This window comes from Nocardioides sp. Z43_10 (genome assembly GCF_059766615.1).
Map to the genome: position 1 here is coordinate 21,891 of NZ_JCBAJY010000014.1, position 16,542 is coordinate 38,432.

Below are 16,542 nucleotides of genomic sequence, written 5' to 3' on the forward strand. Positions count from 1 at the left end.
CCGCGCGCTCAGTCGAGTCGGTACGGCGACGGGGGTCCGGGTGGGTCCTCTCCGACCCGGCCGTCGACAGCCTCGCGCAGCAGATCGGCGTGACCCGTGTGGCGCGCGTACTCCTCGATCATGTCGACCAGCAGGCGTCGCAGCGTCAGCGCCTGCCCGTCGTCGAGCTGATACGTGGTGCCGGGGCCATCCGGCTCCAGAGCCTGCCGGACGGCGGCACGGGAGCGGTGCACCGCCTCGCGCCACCACCCGTAGAGGGCCTCGGGGGAGTCGTGGTCCGCGGAGTCGAAGACCCATTCCGATCGGGTCGCGGCGGCCACGTCCGCCCAGGGTGGCGGCAGCTCGGCACCCGCCAGGGAGTGGGTGAAGTTCAGGTCCTCCAGGTAGGCAAGGTGCTTGAGGAGCCGGCCGAGGGAGAGCTCGGAGGACGGCAGCCGCCTGGCCAGCGCGGCGCCGTCGAGGTCGGCGCACTTCCACGCGAACGTCGCCCGCTGCCGCTCCAAGGACCCCAGCAGCGTCGAGGCCTCATCACCGATGGCCGGCGGCTCGGGGTGCCCGACGTGCTGCGCCACGTCGTCGTCTCCGGAGGACGCGACCTGATGGAGGGGTCGCGACAGCAGGCAGAACTCGTTGCCCTCCGGGTCGGCCAGGACGACCCACGAGGCGTCGGCCGGCTGGCCGACGTCGACCCGGCACGCCCCCAGGGCCAGCAGCCGGTCGAGCTCCATCTCCTGGGTGCTGGCGCCCTCGGGGCGCAGGTCGAGGTGCAGCCGGTTCTTCATCCGCTTGGCCTCCGGGACCCGCGCCACGTCGATGCCCGGCCCCGCCCCGGCGCCCGGACCGATGCTGATCACCTCCGCGTCGCGCTCGACGACCCGCCACCCGAGGGCCTCGCACCAGAACCGCGCCACCAGCTCGGGGGCGACGGCATCGATGACGATCGCGCTGAGTCGGTTGACCATGCTGGGCCCTTACCCCTGTCCGGGCTTCGGCACTCGTGCGGCCCGGGCCGCGGCGGTGGTTCGAGCCTCAGCCGACGTCGCGACGCCGGAACCCCGCGAACGCCACCGCGAGGAACGCCAGGAGGAAGGCGCACAACCAGGCCAACCCACTCCACTGGGGCGCCGCCGCGGTGACGTCGGGGACGTGTCGCAGCGGGCTGATGTCGAGGGCCCAGCCCCACAGGTTGAACGTCGGGCCCAGGATGGTCAGGCCGAACGTCGCGATCACCCCGGCCCAGCCGACCAGCCTGCGCGAGGGCGCCGCGCCGATGGCGGCCAGCGCGAGGGCGACGAGCACCCACACCGCGGGGATGGTGGCGACGGCCTGCCAGACCACGTCGCCGACAGCGATGCTGTCGTCCTGGCCGTGCGCGACCAGGCCCAGCGACGTGCCGGCCAGCAGCATCGCGGCGGCCGTGCCGAGCAGGGCGACCACGGTGTTCGAGGTCAGGTAGGTGCGGCGGCGCAGCGACCCGGCGAGCAACGGCTCCAGACGGTGGTCGACCTCCTCGGCGTAGATCCGCTGGGCGACCTGGACACCCATCACGGCCGCGATGATGGCGATGATCTGCAGGATCGTGACCAGGAACGCGAAGGAGAAACTGGAGGAGGTCGCGGCACCGGCGGCCATCACGTCGCCGACGGCCGGGTTGTCGGCGATCAGGTCGCCCACCGAGGTGACCAGGTTGCCGAAGAGCAGGCCCAGACCGGCGAACGCGATCAGCCAGGCCACGAGCGATCCGCGGTGCAGCCTGAGCGCCAGGCCCCAGATGTTGCCGGCGGCACCCGCCTGCGCGGGGCCCGGGCGCTGGGCGAGCACGCCCTGACCGAAGTCGCGGCGACCCTGCAGCACGAAGCCGGCCGCCACGAGTACCACCGCCAGGGCCAGCGCGAGCAGCAGCGGCCACGGGTTGTTCGCCGAGGCGGGGCGGGTCTCCGCCAGCCACCCCAGCGGGGTCAGCCAGGTCGCCCAGTCCGCGGCGCCGGAGGTGTCGAGGTAGCCGCGCAGCACGTAGCAGACCCCGAGCACCGCCACGCCCAGGCTGGTCGCCGTACGGGCGTCGGAGCCGAGCTGCGACGTGACGGCCGCGACGCCGCCGAACATCAGCCCGGAGGCGGTGAACGTGGCGGACAGGGTGAGGGTGGCCGCGACGTCGCCCCCGCACAGGACCGTGACCAGGAACGACAGCACGCCGAGCGCCACCGAGGCGATCGCGGCCATCGCGACGGCGACGGCGAGGCGCGAGCCGCGCGCCAGCACCCCCGAGGCGAGCAGCTCGGCCTGCCCGGAGTCCTCGTCGGCGCGGCTGTTGCGCACCACGATCAGAATCGCCATCAGGGCGGCGAAGAACGCGCCGAGCTGGCCCGCACGCCAGGCGTTGAACCCGTCGGCGGTGCTCAGGTCGCGGGCCGGGCCGAAGATCAGCGACAGCGCGGGGTTCGCGCCGAGGCTCCCCGCCAGCGCGGCGCGGTCCTGGGCGTCGGGGAAGATCCAGGCATAGGCCAGGATCGAGGAGGCCGACAACACCGAGGTCAGCACCACCCAGGGCGCGATGGCATGGGCGTCCTGGCGCAGCGACACCTTCAGCAGCGGTCCGACGCCGGCGAGGCGGTGACGGCCCGTGGCGGCGGGGGAGCGCGGTGCGGAGAGGACCGAGCTCACGGCCGGGCCTCGTGGGCGGCGGTACCGGCCGGGGACTCGGTGCCGGAGCTGCCGTCGTACTGGCGCAGGAACAGGTCCTCCAGGGAGGCCGCCGAGACCGTCAGCGCGGAGAAGTCGTGCCGCACGAGCACGGCCATCGCGGCGCTGACCTGACTGGGCGAGACGGTCGCGGTGAGTCGCCCGTGCTCGTCGATGACCGCGTCGCGCAGGACGCCCAGCCCGTGGCCCGGCGCGGCGGGCGGACGGGCCAGCGTCGCTCGGATCGTCACGCCGGCCTGCCCGCGCAGGTCCTCCAGGGTGCCGGTCTGCACGATGCGGCCCTGGCGGATGATGCTGACCCGGTCGGCGAGCGCCTCCACCTCGCTCATGATGTGGCTGGACAACAGGATCGTCTGCCCCTCCGCCTTGGCCCTGCCCACCTCCTGCTGGAAGACCGCCTCCATCAGCGGGTCCAGGCCCGAGGTCGGCTCGTCGAGGATGAGCAGCTCCACGTCGGCGGCCAGCGCGGCCACGATCGCCACCTTCTGCCGGTTGCCCTTGGAGTACTGGCGTCCACGCTTGGTGGGGTCGAGCTCGAAACGCTCGATCAGCTCGTCGCGGCGTGCCCGGTTCAGTCCGCCGCGCAGGTTGCCGAGCAGGTCGATCGCCTCCCCGCCGGACAACGCCGGCCAGAGCACCACGTCGCCGGGGACGTAGGCCAGGCGGCGGTGCAGCGCGACGACGTCGCGCCAGGGGTCGCCGCCGAGCAGCTCGGCCGTGCCGGCGTTGGGGCGCAGCAGGCCGAGCAGCACCCGGATCGCCGTCGACTTCCCGGCACCGTTGGGTCCCAGGAAGCCGTGCACCTCACCGCGCGCCACCTCGAGGTCCAGGCCGTCGAGGGCGGTGAATCTGCCGAACCGCTTCACCAGGTCCTGGGTGCGCACAGCGGGGCCGGCACCGGGACCGGGGGCGCCGGGGCGGGGTCGGACCGGTGAGGTAGACGTCATGGCTGGCTCCTGTTCAGGAGGCGGGCGCGGGGGAGTGCTCCGTGGCGGGGGTGGCCGGGAGCGGGACGACGGCCGGGGCGTCGGCCAGGTCGCCGTACAGGTAGTGCGAGACCGTCGGCGCCACCAGGGCGGCCAGCTGGTCCGCCGGCATGCTGGCGAGCGGCTCGAGCTCGAAGACCCGGCGCAGCAGGCACAGGCCGAGGACCTGGCTCACCACCAGGGACACCCGCTCCCGGGCCTCGTCCGGGGGCAGGTCGCCGACCAGGGCGGTGGCGACGGCGCGCAGCACGGTCGCGCCGAAGAAGTCGCGCAGCAATTCGGTGTCGCCCTTCGTGGCCACCGCGCGGCGCATCATGCTGACCATCGCCGGTCCGGTGTCCGGGGAGTCCCACACCCCCAGGAGCGTCTGCACCAGACGCAGCGGTGCTTCGTCGGCGCCGGTGGCCGCGATCTGCCCGGCCAGGGCCGCGGGGTCGATGGGAATCTCCAGCGCCGCGCGGAACAGCCCCTCCTTGTTCCCGAAGTAGTGCAGCACCAGCGCCGGGTCCACCGCCGCACTCTTCGCGACCGCACGGATCGAGGTGCCGGCGAACCCCTGCTCGGCGAAGAGCTCCCGGCCGGCCTCCAGGATCGTCTGCCGCGTCTCGGCGCGACCCGGGCGACGTCCGGTCCGGCCCCCGCGGTCGGGGGCGGACGACCCGTCGCCGGGGGCGAGGGCGTCGGAGCGTCGGTCGTCACGGGTCATCGCTGCTCCAGGGTGGAAGAATTCAACACCTGTTGAGTCAACGGTAGACCCGGATTCCGGGGAAGGCCACAGATTTCGGGCGCGGGGCTGTCGGTTTCCCCGGCCGACCGGCGAATCCTGAACTTGTCGGCCGAAACTTCGCCTGACAAGTTCAGCGATCCCCGGTCGACCGGGGAAACCACCACCCGCCGGGCACCCCCGCGCGCCCGCCCGCAGTCCGCGCCGCCGGAGGCGCGAGCCGACGAGCTGCCTCGGCCGGGCGGTCAGCCGTGCACGAGGGCGAACGTCGCCAGCGCGTGCACCAGCGACTTGCCCTCCTGCTCCACCTCGGCCTCGCACACGGTGATGTTCTCGCCGCGCTTGTGCACCTTGGCGCTCACCTCCAGCGGCCCGGGCTTGCCGGGGCGCAGGTAGGTGATGCTGAGCTGGCTGGTCGCCGGGGTCTCATCGCCGATGGCGCTGCGCACGGCCGCGCCCATCGTGGTGTCCACCAGCGTCGCGAGCAGCCCGCCGTGGACGGTGCCGGCCGGGTTGAGGTGGCGCTGCTCCGCCTGCAGGGTGAGCGTCGCCGTGCCGTCGGCGGCCTCCGGAGCCTGGGCGCCGATGAGTTCGATGAATCCGAGGTCTGTGTCAGTCACGCGGCGCCAGTACCCATCCGCGCGCTCCCGACTCAGGAATCCGCCGATGGGCTGCGGTCGTCACGCCCCAGCGTTGCGGGGCCTTCGCTTCAGCTGATGAGGAGTCGGCCCAGCGCGATCAGGGCGATGGCTGCGAACAAGGTGCTGAGCCCGTCGAAGCGGAAGGCGCCCGGTGTCCTCCCGACGATCACGATCGTTGCGCGGACCAGCAGCACCACGCCGACGAGCATGAGGAGGACGCCCGCTCCGTCCGCGGTGCTCATCGGTCCTCAGATGAGCTCACTGAAACGCTCCACCTTCTCCTGGGGGCCGGACACGATGACGATGTCGCCGTGACGAACGACGGTGGCCTCGGTGGCGTGGGTGAAGTCCTCGCCGGCGCGCTTGACGCCGACGATCGTGACGCCGTGCTTCGTGCGAACCCCCGACTCGCCCAGGCTGACGTCGAGGACGTGGCGCGGGGGTGTGGTCTTCACGATCGCGTAGCCGTCGTCGAACTCGATGTAGTCCAGCATCCGTCCCCGGACCAGGTGGGCGACGCGCTTGCCCATGTCGTGCTCGGGACGCACCACGTGGTGGACGCCGATCTGGTTGAGGATGCGCGCGTGGGAGTGGCTGATCGCCTTGGCCCACACGTTGGGCACCGCCAGGTTGAGCACCACCGAGGCCGAGAGCAGGCTGGCCTCGAGGTCGTTGCCGACACCGATGACGGCTCGGTCGAACTCGTGGACGGCGAGCTGGCGCATCGCCTCCTCGTTGGTCGAGTCGGCCTCGACCACGTGGGTGAGGCGCCCGGCGAGCGACTGCACGATCTTGCGATCGCAGTCGATGCCGAGGACCTCGGTGCCCTCCTTGACGAGCTCGAGGGCCAGGGACCTGCCGAAGCGCCCCAGACCGATGACGACGACTCCGCTGGTGTGCTTGGACCTAGCCAATGAGAGGCCGCCCTTCCGGTAGCTCGTACAGACGTTGCCGCTCGCGCATCGCGAGAGCGGAGACCAGGGTGATCGGGCCGAGCCGGCCCAGGAACATCAGTCCGGTGAGGATCAGCTGGGCCGAGGCCGGCAGGTGCGGCGTGATCCCGGTCGACAGGCCCACGGTCGCGAACGCGCTGACCGCCTCGAAGAGGACCGCGTCGGTCGACACTGCGGTGAGCTCCAGCAGGGCCAGCGTCGCGGTCGTCACCGCCGCGACCGACAGCAGCGCGACGGTGAGCGCCTGCCGTGTCGCGCGGTCGTCGATGCGCCGGTCGAAGGCGTCCACGTTGCGCTCGCCGCGCACCTCGGCGTAGATCACGTAGAACAGGACCAGGAACGTGGTGACCTTGATGCCACCGGCCGTGCCCGCGGAGCCACCGCCGATGAACATCAGCACGTTGGTGCCCAGCAGCGTGCCCTCGTGCATCTGTCCGTAGTCCAGCGAGTTGAAGCCCGCGGTGCGCGGCATCACCGCCTGGAAGAACCCGGCCAGCAGCCGGCCCGGGGCGTCGAGTGCGCCCAGGGTGCCGGGGTTGCTCCACTCGTTGGCGGTGACGAAGAGGGTTCCACCCGCCAGCAGGACGCCGGTCATCGCCAGGGTCATCTTGGTGTGCAGGCTCCACAACCCCGGGGCGCGCAGCTGCTTGCGGAGCTCGAACAGGACCGGGAAGCCCAGGCCACCGGTGATCACCGCGACGGCGATCGGCAGGCAGATCCACGGATCGGCGACGAACCCCATCAGGTTGTCGGAGTAGAGGGCGAACCCCGCGTTGTTGAAGGCCGAGACCGCGTGGAAGACGCCGTGGTAGACGGCGGTGGGCAGCGCCTCGTCGTACCCGAGGCGGAAGCGGAGAGTGAGGCAGAGCGCGGTCGCTGCCTCGAAGATCAGGCTCACCTTCACGACGCCCTTGATCACCGAGCGCACGTCGCCCAGGCCGACCGCCTTCGTCTCGGCGGCCGCGGTCAGGCGGGTGCGCAGCCCCATCCGCCGCGACACCAGCAGCCCGAGGAGCGAGGCGAGGGTCATGATCCCGAAGCCGCCGATCTGGATCAGCAGCAGGATGACGCCCTCCCCGAAGCCCGACCAGTACGACGGGGTGTCGACGACGGCGAGACCGGTGACGCAGACCGCGCTGGTGGCGGTGAACAGGGCGGTCACGATCGGCGCGCCACCGTCGCCGGTGCGTGCGACCGGCAGCATCAGCAGCACGGTCCCGGCTGCCACGGCGGCGGCGAAGCCGAGCACCACGGCTTGCGAGGGATGGCGGACCAGTCGCCGCGATGAAGGCCGGCTGCGTGAGAGGCCCAGCAGCTCCGGCACGGCGAGACACTCCACTGGGTCGAGGTTGCTGGGAAGCGGAGGCCGCTTCAGCGCAGGTCGCGCCTGTCCGCCCCCACCCTGCCCCGCAGCGGGGGCACCGCGGCGCCAACAGGCGTTAAGACGGCGTCAAGATCTGCCGCTCCTGGACGTGGGGCCGGGGCTGCTGGGGCCCGGGCTGCGCCGGTCATCGCCCCCGGAAGACCGGCCTGCGCTTCTCCGCGAACGCCCGCGGCCCCTCCTTGGCGTCCTCGGAGGCGAAGACGGCGGCGCCCACCCGGGCATCGTCGGCCCAGCAGTCGTCCTCGTGCCTGCCCTCGGAGTCGCGCATGGTCTTGAGGATGGCCTGTACGGCGAGCGGCCCGTTGGCCACGATCTGGTCGGCGATCTCGTGCGCCTTCGCCAGCGCCGTGCCGTCGGGCACCACGTGTCCGATCAGGCCGATCTCCTTCGCCTCGGCGGCGAGCACGTGGCGGCCGGTGAGCAGCAGCTCGGCGGCCACGGTGTAGGGGATCTGGCGGACCAGGCGCACGGCGGAGCCGCCCAGCGGGTAGAGGCTCCACCGGGCCTCGGACACGCCGAACTTGGCGGACTCGCCGGCGACGCGGATGTCGGTGCCCTGCAGGATCTCGGTGCCACCGGCGATCGCCGGGCCCTCGACGGCCGCGATCAGCGGCTTGCTGAGCCGGTAGCCCTTGAGCAGCGACTTGATCCGCGAGGGGTCGAAGTCACCGGAGGCGAAGCTGTCGCCGGGGGCCGTGCGGGTCATCGCCTTCAGATCTGCGCCGGCGCAGAAGTAGCCGCCGGCCCCGGTCAGGATCACCGCACGGACATCCGCGTCGCTGTCGGCGCGGTCCCAGGCCTCGCTCATCAGGGCGAGCATCTCGCCGGACAGCGCGTTGCGGGACTCGGGCCGGTTCATGGTCACGACGAGCTTGTGGTCGGCGTACTCGACCAGGCAGTGCGGCTGCTCGGCGGTGGGCGCGGACTCGGGGATGGTGTCGGTCACCGGTGCTCCTGGATGGCGAGAGGAAGTGGCGGGCGACCGTCCCAGCGGGCTGTGGGGCCGGGTCGCGGCGTACTCGGGAGCCTAGCCATAAACGAGAACGTGTTCTAGTCTCACGCTCATGCGCACCGACATCTGCGAGCAGTTCGGCATCGACTACCCGATCTTCGCGTTCACTCCCTCCGAGCACGTCGCGGCGGCCGTCTCGCGCGCCGGTGGCCTGGGCGTGCTCGGCTGCGTGCGGTTCAACGATCCCGAGGAGCTCGAGAGGACGCTCACGTGGCTCGACGACAACACCGACGGCAAGCCGTACGGCGTGGACATCGTGATGCCGATGAAGGTGCCGACCGAGGGCACCTCGCTCGACCTGGCCGCGATGATCCCCGAGGAGCACATCTCCTTCGTCGAGCGCACCCTGCAGAAGCTGGGCGTCCCGCCGCTGCCCGAGGGCGAGGGGCGCGAGGGGGTGCTCGGCTGGCTGCACTCGGTGGCCCGCTCCCACCTCGACATCGCGCTCAACCACCGTCCGGTGCTGATCGCCAACGCATTGGGTTCCCCGCCCAAGGACGTCATCGACAAGTGTCACGAGCGCGGGGTGCAGGTCGCCGCCCTCGCCGGCGCGGCCAAGCACGCGGTCAACCACGTCCGCAACGGCGTCGACATCATCGTGGCGCAGGGCTACGAGGCAGGCGGGCACACCGGCGAGATCGCCAGCATGGTGCTCACTCCCGACATCGTCGACGCCGTGGGTCCCGACGTGCCGGTGCTCGGCGCCGGTGGCATCGGCTCGGGGCGGCAGGTGGCGGCGTCGCTGGCGCTGGGGGCGCAGGGCGTGTGGACCGGGTCCATCTGGCTCGGCACCACGGAGTACCAGAACCTGCAGTCGCACGACGGCTGGACCGAGGCGTTCACCCGCGCCACGTCCAGCGACACCGTGCGCACCCGGGTCTACACCGGCAAGCCGGCCCGGCTGCTCAAGACGAAGTGGACCGAGGCCTGGGCCGAGGAGGACGCACCGGAGCCGCTGCCGATGCCGCTGCAGAACCTGCTGGTCGCCGAGGCGCACAGCCGGATCAGCGCGTCGGGGGATCCGGACGTGATCTCGATGCCGATCGGCCAGATCGTGGGCCGGATGAACGAGGTGCGCCCGGTCGCGGACGTGATGGCGGACCTGGTCGCGGAGTTCGACCAGGTCGTCGCCCGGCTCGACTCGCTGCGCGGGGCCGCCGCTCCTCTCTGAGCGGGGCCGCTCAGGAGCGGTCGGCGACCCGCTCGGCCAGCGCCACGGCCGCCCGCTGCGCCATCGTGGCGGTCTCCGGGTCGGCGGCGGCCTGCTCCGGCACCAGCCCGGCCAGCAGGCCGGCCGGCTGGGTCAGCCACACCCACGCGCGCCACGGCTCGATGCCGGCGGCGAGTAGCGGTTCGAGCAGCGGGGCGAGGTCGGGGCGGGGCTCACCGTCCTCGGTGAGCTGGAAGGCGGGCACCAGCGTGCGCTCGTCGGCCGGGACGACCAGCAGCCGGTGGTTGTTCGCGGCCTTGTGCACGGCGAAGCGGGTGGCGTCGACCGAGGTCCCGCGCACCTCGGCCAGGGTCTCGTAGGTGAACCAGTCGCTGGCCAGCAGCTGCTGGCGCAGCCGGGCCAGGCGGGCCAGCTGCAGCAGCGCCACCGGCACCGCGTGCTCGGGCTCGGACCCGTCCTTGTGCAGCATCGCGTCGAGCTGCTCGAGCTGCTCGAGGCTCAGCGGCTGCTGGGTGTTGGGGTCGGTCCAGGCCGCGCGCCCGTCCGCGTCGCGGGTGAACGTCGGCAGGCCGGCCTCGGTGAGCTGGTCGGTGAGGTGCAGGTCCTCCAGCCAGGTGGCCAGGCGCTCGCCGAGCTCGGTTGCGCGTTCGTCGGGGGAACCGTCCTGCGAGGTCATGGGACCAGCCTGCCGCATGTCCGTCCCGCGGGGTCTCGCGGGCTCCGTCCGACCGCGGCGGGGGCCATGATGGGGGGAGCGTCGACATCCGCCGGGAGGCACCCGTGACCGAGACCATCGCAGGCATCCAGATCCCCGACACCGAGCTGGCCCGCGCGGCGACAGCGCTGGTGCGTGAGGCGAACGACGACCCGGCGCTGGGCGACGCGCTGTTCCACCACTCCCGTCGCGTCTTCCTCTGGGGCATGCTCAAGGCCCGGGCGCGTGGACTGCAGGTCGACCCCGAGCTTGCCTACGTGGGCGGGATGTTCCACGACCTGGGGCTCACCCGCCGCTACCGTCAGGCCGATCAGCGCTTCGAGATCGACGGTGCCGAGGTCGCCTTCGACTTCCTGCGCGAGCATGGCCGCTCGGAGTCCGATGCGGGCGACGTGTGGCTGGCCATCTCCCTGCACACCACCCCCGAGGTGCCGTTGCGGCTGGCCCCCGAGGTCGCCGTGGTCACGCTGGGCGTGGAGACCGACGTACTCGGGCTGGGGTTGGCGGAGATCGGCGAGGAGGTCAGGCGCGCGGTGCTCGAGACCCACCCGCGCCCCGACTTCAAGCGCCGGATCCTGCGCGCCTTCTACGAGGGGATGGCCGATCGCCCGGACACCACCTTCGGCACCATGAACGACGACGTGCTGGCGCACTTCGACCCGCACTTCCGGCGGCGGGACTTCGTCGACGTCATCCAGAACAGCGCCTGGCCAGAGTAGGGCCGGGCCGGGCGCGCTGGGTGCGCGCTGGGGCAGAACCACCGACGCGGGGCTGGGCGGCGCGCGTGCTCCAGGGCACGCCCGCGATCGGAACTTCCCCCGTGGACGGTCCGTTGAACGAGCATCATGCGCAAGAAGAAGCCCCGACCAGGCCAGGCCATTCACACTCGAACTGAGGCTCCTCGAGGCGCCGTGGCGGGGATGGGTGGCCGATGATCACGATCCTGTCGCTCCTGCTGGGTCTGCTGGTGGTGTTGGCCATCACCGCCGCGACCGGTTACTTCGTGGCTCAGGAGTTCGCCTACATGGCGGTCGACCGGTCCCGACTGAAGGCGCGCGCCGCCGCCGGGGACGCCACGGCCGCGCGTGCGCTGCGAGTCACCCGACGGACCTCGTTCATGCTCTCGGGCGCCCAGCTGGGCATCACCGTCACCGGGCTGCTGGTCGGCTACGTCGCCGAGCCGCTGATCGGTGACTCCCTCGGCACGATGCTGGGCGGTGTGGGCGTCCCGACGGCGGTCGGCGTCGGGATCGGCACGGTTCTGGCGCTGGTGTTCTCCACGCTCGTGCAGATGCTCTTCGGTGAGCTGTTCCCCAAGAACCTGGCCATCTCCCGCCCCGGTCCGGTGGCGGACTGGCTGGCCCGATCAACACTGGCCTACCTGAAGGTGACCGGCCCGCTCATCTGGGTGTTCGATCAGTCCTCCAACCTGTTGCTGCGCGCCCTACGCATCGAGCCGGTGCACGACGTCGAGCACTCCGCGTCGGCACGCGACCTCGAGCACATCGTGGCGGAGTCACGCGCGGCCGGCGACCTGCCCGAGGAGCTGTCCGTGCTGCTTGACCGGGTGCTGGACTTCCCGACCCGAGACGTCGAGCACGCGATGGTGCCGCGCAACCGAGTCGACGTCGTCAGCGTCGGGACCGAGGTCTGCGAGGTACGCCGGCTGATGGCTGCCGGACACTCCCGCTACCCGGTCACCGACGCAGAGCAGTGCATCGTCGGCGTCGTCCACCTCGTTGACGTACTGGACGCCGCCCCCGGTGCCACGCTGGCCGATCTGGTGCGCCCGGCGCTCGTCGTACCGACTCGGATGGCGCTGCCGGACGCGCTCGAGGAGCTGTCCCGCACCCGCAACGAGCTGGCCGCCGTGGTCGACGAGTACGGCGGGTTCGTCGGCGTGCTGACCTTGGAGGACCTCGCCGAGGAGCTGGTCGGTGAGCTGACCGACGAGCACGACCGCGCCGAGCCGATCGTGGTCAACGACACCGGCGGCTCCTGGCTGATCCCGGGGGACCTCCCGCTCGACGAGGTCGAGCGGACCCTCGACCAGGACCTGCCGGAGGGTGACTACCAGACCCTGGCCGGCCTGGTCATCGCCGAGCACGGCCGGCTGCCCGAGGTCGGCACCCTCATCGAGATCCGACTGCCCGACGACCCGGCCGACCTGGCCCACGACGAGGAACCGGGTCCCCGCCATGCGCGCTTGGAGGTGATCGAGGTCGAGCAGCACGTCCCCTCGGTCCTGCGCATCACCATCGAGCAACACCCGGCCGAGGAGAAGTCCTGATGGAGAACCCGATTCTGGTGGCCGTCGCCACCGTTGTCATCATCGCCGCGAGCGCGTTCTTCGTGGCTGTCGAGTTCGCGCTGATGGCCGCCAAGCGGCACCGCCTCGAGGATGCGGCTCCCGACAGCCGGTCCGCTCGGGCGGCGTTGCGCAGCTCCTCGGAGCTCACCGTCCTGCTGGCCGGCTCCCAGCTGGGCATCACGATCAGCGTGCTCGCCCTGGGCGCGATCACCAAGCCGGCGGTCCACCACTGGCTCACGCCCCTCTTCGAGGGTTGGGGCGTCGCGGTCTGGCTCGCCGACGTGACCGGGTTCGTGCTGGCCCTGGTCGTGGTCACCTTCCTGCACCTGGTGGTCGGCGAGATGGCCCCCAAGTCCTGGGCGATCGCACATCCGGAACGCTCGGCCACGATGCTGGCGATCCCGATGCGCGGCTTCATGTGGCTGACTCGGCCGCTGCTGCGCGCGCTCAACGAAGCGGCCAACTGGTGCCTGCGCAAGGTGGGGGTGACGCCGATCGACGAGATGGGGGCAGGGCAGGACCTCGCCGGGCTGCGTCAGCTCGTCGAGCACTCCGCCAACGTGGGCGCGCTGGACGCGTCGTACTCGGTCCAGCTCTCGGGTGCGCTGGAGCTCGAGACCCTCACCCTCGGAGACCTGGTGCGGGCCACCCCGACCACGGCCGTGCCCGAGGGGGCCCGGATCGCCGACGTGCAGGCCGCCAGCCGGCGGACCGGCCATCTGCGGATCCTGGTCGGAGGCGCCGAACGACCAGTCGGTGTCGTCCACGTGCGTGACACCCTCGAGTCGGACGAGACCGAGCCGATCACCGCCGTGACGCGGCCAGTGCTCACCCTGTCCGCCGACACCAAGGTGTACGCCGCCCTGGCGCGGATGCGCGAGACCAGCAACCAGCTGGCCGTCGTGACCGGCCCGAGCGAGGGCGACCGGATGCGTGGTCTGGTCACCATCGCCGACCTGCTGCAGCGACTGTTCCCGCTGCGCGAACAGCCGGCGTAGCCGACCCGGACGTGGCGGCTGGCTGCAGGTTTCCCCGGCCGACCGGGGAAGCCTGAACTTGTCGGCCGAAATTTCGCCTGACAAGTTCAGCGATCCCCGGTCGGCCGGGGAAACCACCAGGGGCAGAAAGGCCCAAGACCCGGCGTCAGGCCCGCGCCACCACCGCGTACGCCGTGCCTCGCTCCTCGCGCACCCAGAGCGGGTCGGGGGCGGCCGTGCCCTGGCGGACCAGCTCGCGCTTGAGGATCTTGTGCGTCGCGGTGCTCGGCAGGTCCGCGGCGATCCGGACGTAGCGGGGCCAGGCCGTGGGGGAGAGGTCGCCCTGTGCGGTGAGGAAGGCCTCGAGCTCGGCCGGCTCGAGGCGCGCGCCGTGGTTGAGCACGAGCGCGGCCATCACCTGGTCGGCGTCCCGCGCGCCGGGCACGGCGTAGACGGCCACCCGGTTGATCTTCCGCAGCCGCATCAGGATCCGCTCGAGGGGCGCGGGGGCGAGGTTCTCGCCGTCCACCCGCAGCCAGTCGTCGGTGCGCCCGGCCAGGTAGACGAAGCCGTCCGCGTCGCGGTAGGCGAGGTCGCCGCTCCAGTACATCCCGTGCCGCACCCGCTGGGCGGTGGCGCGCTCGTCGTTGTAGTAGCCGGAGAACCAGCAAGCGCCCTCGGTGTTGACCAGCTCGCCGATCGCCTCCGCGGGGTTGGCCAGCGCGCCGTTCTCGTCGAAGAGCGCCCGGGGGCACTCCGCCACGGTGGCGGGGTCGTAGACGGCGACGCCCGCGTACGGCTGGCCCACCGAGCCCGGCGGTGTCTCGTCGACGCGCAGGATGACGACCGCCGCCTCGGTCGAGGCGAACCCGTCGCGCACCTCGCAGTCGAAGCGGCGCCCGAAGTCCGCGATGTCACGCTCGTCGGCCTCGTTGCCGAACGCGACGCGCAGCGGGTTGTCGGCGTCGTCGGGCCGCTCGGGCGTCGCCAGCACGTAGGCGAGCGGCTTGCCGACGTAGTTCATGTAGGTGGCGCCGTAGCGGCGGACGTCGTCGAGGAAGCGCGTGGCGCTGAACTGCGCCAGCGCCATCGCCGCTCCCGTGCAGATGCCGACCGCCCACCCGGCCAGGAGCGCGTTGGAGTGGAACAGCGGCATCGACAGGTAGCAGACGTCGGCGCCGGTCAGGGTGTACCTGTCGCGCAGCGTCATCCCCGCGATCAGCACCATCACGTCGCTGAGCGGCACCGCCTTCGGGTCGCCGGAGGTGCCCGAGGTGAAGATCAGCATGAACGTGTCGAAGGGCTCGCTCTCCCGGTGCACGACGAGGTCGCGCGGAGCCGCGGACAGCAGTTCGGCGTAGGCCGCGCTGGAGGTGTCGACGACTCGGACGTCCCCGAGGTCGAGGCCGTCGAGCAGCGAGTGGTGCTCGGCGTCGGTGAGCAGCACCTGGCACTCCGCGAGCCGTACGTCGCGCGCCAGGCCGGCGCCGCGGCGGGTGGTGTTGATACCGCACAGCACGAAGCCGCCCAGTCCCGCGGCGGCCAGCGCCCGCGCCATGTCGGGGGTGTTGCCGAGCAGGACGCCGACGTGCAGCGGCCGGGCCGGCGCGGCGACCCGGATCAGCGCCCGGGCGAGCTCGGCGGCCTCGGCCAGGTGCTCGCGCCAGGTCCAGCAGCGATCACCGAACAGCAGCGCGGGGCTGTCGTCGTCGAGTCTGGTGCGCAGCAGCTGCTGCACGGTCTCCTGCACCATCGGTCCTCCAGGGTCCGGGTGCGCCCAGCGCACGACGTGGGCCTAGAGGTACCAGATTTCGCCGCCCGATGTGCGGTGAGTCACGTGGTCACACCGGCTCGGTCGCCAGCGCACGCCCGATCGCCCGTGCCTGCTCGGTGGTGCCCCCGAAGGCGAGCTCGAAGCGCTTGGCGGCGGTGAAGTAGCGGTGCGCCTCTGCGTCGAGGTCGATGCCCACCCCGCCGTGCACGTGCACGGTGGTGTGCGCGACCCGGTGCCCGGCGTCGGCCGCCCACAGCTTGGCGGTGGCCACCTCGGTCGTCGCGGGCAGCCTCTCGTCGAGGCGCCAGGCGGCCTGCCACAGGGTGAGCTGCTGACCGAGCACGTCGATGTAGCCGTCGGCCAGGCGCTGCGAGACCGCCTGGAAGGAGCCGATCGGCCGGCCGAACTGCTCGCGGGCGCGGGCGTACGCCGCGGTCAGCGCCGACGCCCCCTCGGTCACCCCGAGCTGCTGGGCGCAGGCCGCGAGCACCAGCAGGTCGCGCAGCCGCCCGTCCACGGTGCCGTCCGCCGGCCCGACCAGCCGGTCCCCGTCGAGCTCGGTGTCGTCGAGCTCGAGGCGGGCGACGGTGTCGCCGTCGGAGACCCGGCCACCGACCAGCCGCGCCCCGGCGTCGTCGGGGAGCACCAGGAAGACGCCCACTCCGCGCGGCGTCTGCGCAGGCACCAGCAGCGCGTCGGCGTCCATCCCGGCCGGCACCACGACCTTCGTGCCGCGCAGGCGGTGCCCGGTGCCGCCCGGCGTCGGGGTGGCCGTGGTCGTCGGCCGCACCGGGCAGAAGGCGTGCTCCTCGGAGACCGCCGCGGTGAGCAGTACGGCGCCCGAGGCCGCGCCCGGGAGCCAGCGGTCCTGCTGGGCGAGGCTGGCGTGCTCGGCGAGCAGGCGCCCGGCGGGCCCGTGCCAGGCCAGCGGCACCGGCGCCACCCGGCGGCCGACCTCGACCAGCACCCGGCAGAGCTCGATCAGCCCGAGCCCGGCACCGCCGTGCGTCGCGGGCAGCGCCAGCGACAGCAGCCCCGCCGAACCCAGCTCGGCCCACAGGTCCCGGTCGAAGCGGTCCCCGCCCTGCTCGACGGCGCGCATCCGCTCCGGGGTGGCCCGGTCGGCGAGGATCTCGGCCGCCAGTGCGGCTGCCGACTCCTGCTCGGCGGTGAAGGTGAAGTCCACGGTTC

The 16,542-nt window shown here is 72.3% G+C and carries 16 protein-coding genes; 4 read left to right on the plus strand and 12 right to left on the minus strand.

Annotation, left to right across the window (positions count from 1 at the left end):
* Positions 1–8: 8 nt before the first annotated feature.
* The 9 genes from AC6EI4_RS18930 to AC6EI4_RS18970 form a co-directional block, all read right to left on the minus strand.
* Positions 9–962 (minus strand): mycothiol transferase, encoded by a 954-nt coding sequence (locus AC6EI4_RS18930; protein ID WP_498452417.1) that lies wholly within the window; start codon positions 960–962, stop codon positions 9–11.
* Between the two features lie 67 nt (positions 963–1,029).
* A complete protein-coding gene (locus AC6EI4_RS18935; RefSeq protein ID WP_498452418.1) occupies positions 1,030–2,664 on the minus strand; it encodes an ABC transporter permease in 1,635 nt (544 codons plus the stop codon).
* Positions 2,661–3,650: an ABC transporter ATP-binding protein gene (locus AC6EI4_RS18940; protein WP_498452419.1), complete on the minus strand. Its 990-nt coding sequence runs from the start codon at positions 3,648–3,650 to the stop codon at positions 2,661–2,663. The genes AC6EI4_RS18935 and AC6EI4_RS18940 overlap by 4 nt, the downstream gene beginning before the upstream one ends.
* 13 nt (positions 3,651–3,663) lie before the next feature.
* Positions 3,664–4,395, minus strand: a complete 732-nt coding sequence (locus AC6EI4_RS18945) for a TetR/AcrR family transcriptional regulator (RefSeq protein ID WP_498452420.1) — start codon at positions 4,393–4,395, stop codon at positions 3,664–3,666.
* A 263-nt stretch (positions 4,396–4,658) separates the two neighbouring features.
* Positions 4,659–5,033 (minus strand): PaaI family thioesterase, encoded by a 375-nt coding sequence (locus AC6EI4_RS18950; RefSeq protein WP_498423066.1) that lies wholly within the window; start codon positions 5,031–5,033, stop codon positions 4,659–4,661.
* Between the two features lie 89 nt (positions 5,034–5,122).
* Positions 5,123–5,296, minus strand: coding sequence for a hypothetical protein (locus AC6EI4_RS18955; protein WP_498423064.1), 174 nt, complete (start codon positions 5,294–5,296; stop codon positions 5,123–5,125).
* Between the two features lie 6 nt (positions 5,297–5,302).
* Positions 5,303–5,968 (minus strand): potassium channel family protein, encoded by a 666-nt coding sequence (locus AC6EI4_RS18960; protein WP_498423062.1) that lies wholly within the window; start codon positions 5,966–5,968, stop codon positions 5,303–5,305.
* The gene (locus tag AC6EI4_RS18965; protein ID WP_498452421.1) at positions 5,961–7,346 is read right to left on the minus strand and encodes a TrkH family potassium uptake protein; all 1,386 of its coding nucleotides are present in this window, start codon (positions 7,344–7,346) and stop codon (positions 5,961–5,963) included. Before AC6EI4_RS18965 ends, AC6EI4_RS18960 begins: the two co-directional genes overlap by 8 nt.
* Before the next feature lie 169 nt (positions 7,347–7,515).
* Positions 7,516–8,337 (minus strand): crotonase/enoyl-CoA hydratase family protein, encoded by an 822-nt coding sequence (locus AC6EI4_RS18970; RefSeq protein WP_498452422.1) that lies wholly within the window; start codon positions 8,335–8,337, stop codon positions 7,516–7,518.
* 118 nt (positions 8,338–8,455) lie between these two features.
* Between AC6EI4_RS18970 and AC6EI4_RS18975 the strand changes: the two genes are divergently transcribed.
* Positions 8,456–9,574, plus strand: coding sequence for an NAD(P)H-dependent flavin oxidoreductase (locus AC6EI4_RS18975; protein ID WP_498452423.1), 1,119 nt, complete (start codon positions 8,456–8,458; stop codon positions 9,572–9,574).
* Between the two features lie 10 nt (positions 9,575–9,584).
* Here AC6EI4_RS18975 and AC6EI4_RS18980 read toward each other — a convergent pair whose 3' ends face one another.
* A complete protein-coding gene (locus tag AC6EI4_RS18980; protein ID WP_498452424.1) occupies positions 9,585–10,250 on the minus strand; it encodes a hypothetical protein in 666 nt (221 codons plus the stop codon).
* 104 nt (positions 10,251–10,354) lie between these two features.
* Between AC6EI4_RS18980 and AC6EI4_RS18985 the strand changes: the two genes are divergently transcribed.
* From AC6EI4_RS18985 to AC6EI4_RS18995, 3 genes are all read left to right on the plus strand, one after another.
* Entirely contained in the window at positions 10,355–11,008 is a 654-nt protein-coding gene (locus AC6EI4_RS18985; protein ID WP_498452425.1) for an HD domain-containing protein, read from the plus strand.
* Between the two features lie 212 nt (positions 11,009–11,220).
* A complete protein-coding gene (locus tag AC6EI4_RS18990; RefSeq protein ID WP_498452426.1) occupies positions 11,221–12,579 on the plus strand; it encodes a hemolysin family protein in 1,359 nt (452 codons plus the stop codon).
* Complete coding sequence (locus AC6EI4_RS18995; protein WP_498452427.1) at positions 12,579–13,598, plus strand: CNNM domain-containing protein; 1,020 nt, start codon at positions 12,579–12,581, stop codon at positions 13,596–13,598. Before AC6EI4_RS18990 ends, AC6EI4_RS18995 begins: the two co-directional genes overlap by 1 nt.
* Before the next feature lie 145 nt (positions 13,599–13,743).
* Here AC6EI4_RS18995 and fadD1 read toward each other — a convergent pair whose 3' ends face one another.
* Both fadD1 and AC6EI4_RS19005 read right to left on the minus strand, forming a co-directional pair.
* Positions 13,744–15,330: a fatty-acid--CoA ligase FadD1 gene (fadD1, locus tag AC6EI4_RS19000; RefSeq protein ID WP_498452428.1), complete on the minus strand. Its 1,587-nt coding sequence runs from the start codon at positions 15,328–15,330 to the stop codon at positions 13,744–13,746.
* Positions 15,331–15,418: 88 nt separating this feature from the next.
* Entirely contained in the window at positions 15,419–16,537 is a 1,119-nt protein-coding gene (locus AC6EI4_RS19005) for an acyl-CoA dehydrogenase family protein (protein WP_498452429.1), read from the minus strand.
* Positions 16,538–16,542 lie beyond the last annotated feature (5 nt).

What these genes read in the sequence shown, in the direction of transcription:
- AC6EI4_RS18930 (WP_498452417.1), bottom strand. Translation starts at nt 962, where the DNA reads ATGGTCAACCGACTCAGCGCGATCGTCATCGATGCCGTCGCCCCCGAG.
- AC6EI4_RS18940 (WP_498452419.1), bottom strand. Translation starts at nt 3,650, where the DNA reads ATGACGTCTACCTCACCGGTCCGACCCCGCCCCGGCGCCCCCGGTCCC.
- AC6EI4_RS18945 (WP_498452420.1), bottom strand. Translation starts at nt 4,395, where the DNA reads ATGACCCGTGACGACCGACGCTCCGACGCCCTCGCCCCCGGCGACGGG.
- AC6EI4_RS18955 (WP_498423064.1), bottom strand. Translation starts at nt 5,296, where the DNA reads ATGAGCACCGCGGACGGAGCGGGCGTCCTCCTCATGCTCGTCGGCGTG.
- AC6EI4_RS18975 (WP_498452423.1), top strand. Translation starts at nt 8,456, where the DNA reads ATGCGCACCGACATCTGCGAGCAGTTCGGCATCGACTACCCGATCTTC.
- AC6EI4_RS18980 (WP_498452424.1), bottom strand. Translation starts at nt 10,250, where the DNA reads ATGACCTCGCAGGACGGTTCCCCCGACGAACGCGCAACCGAGCTCGGC.
- AC6EI4_RS18990 (WP_498452426.1), top strand. Translation starts at nt 11,221, where the DNA reads ATGATCACGATCCTGTCGCTCCTGCTGGGTCTGCTGGTGGTGTTGGCC.
- AC6EI4_RS18995 (WP_498452427.1), top strand. Translation starts at nt 12,579, where the DNA reads ATGGAGAACCCGATTCTGGTGGCCGTCGCCACCGTTGTCATCATCGCC.
- fadD1 (WP_498452428.1), bottom strand. Translation starts at nt 15,330, where the DNA reads ATGGTGCAGGAGACCGTGCAGCAGCTGCTGCGCACCAGACTCGACGAC.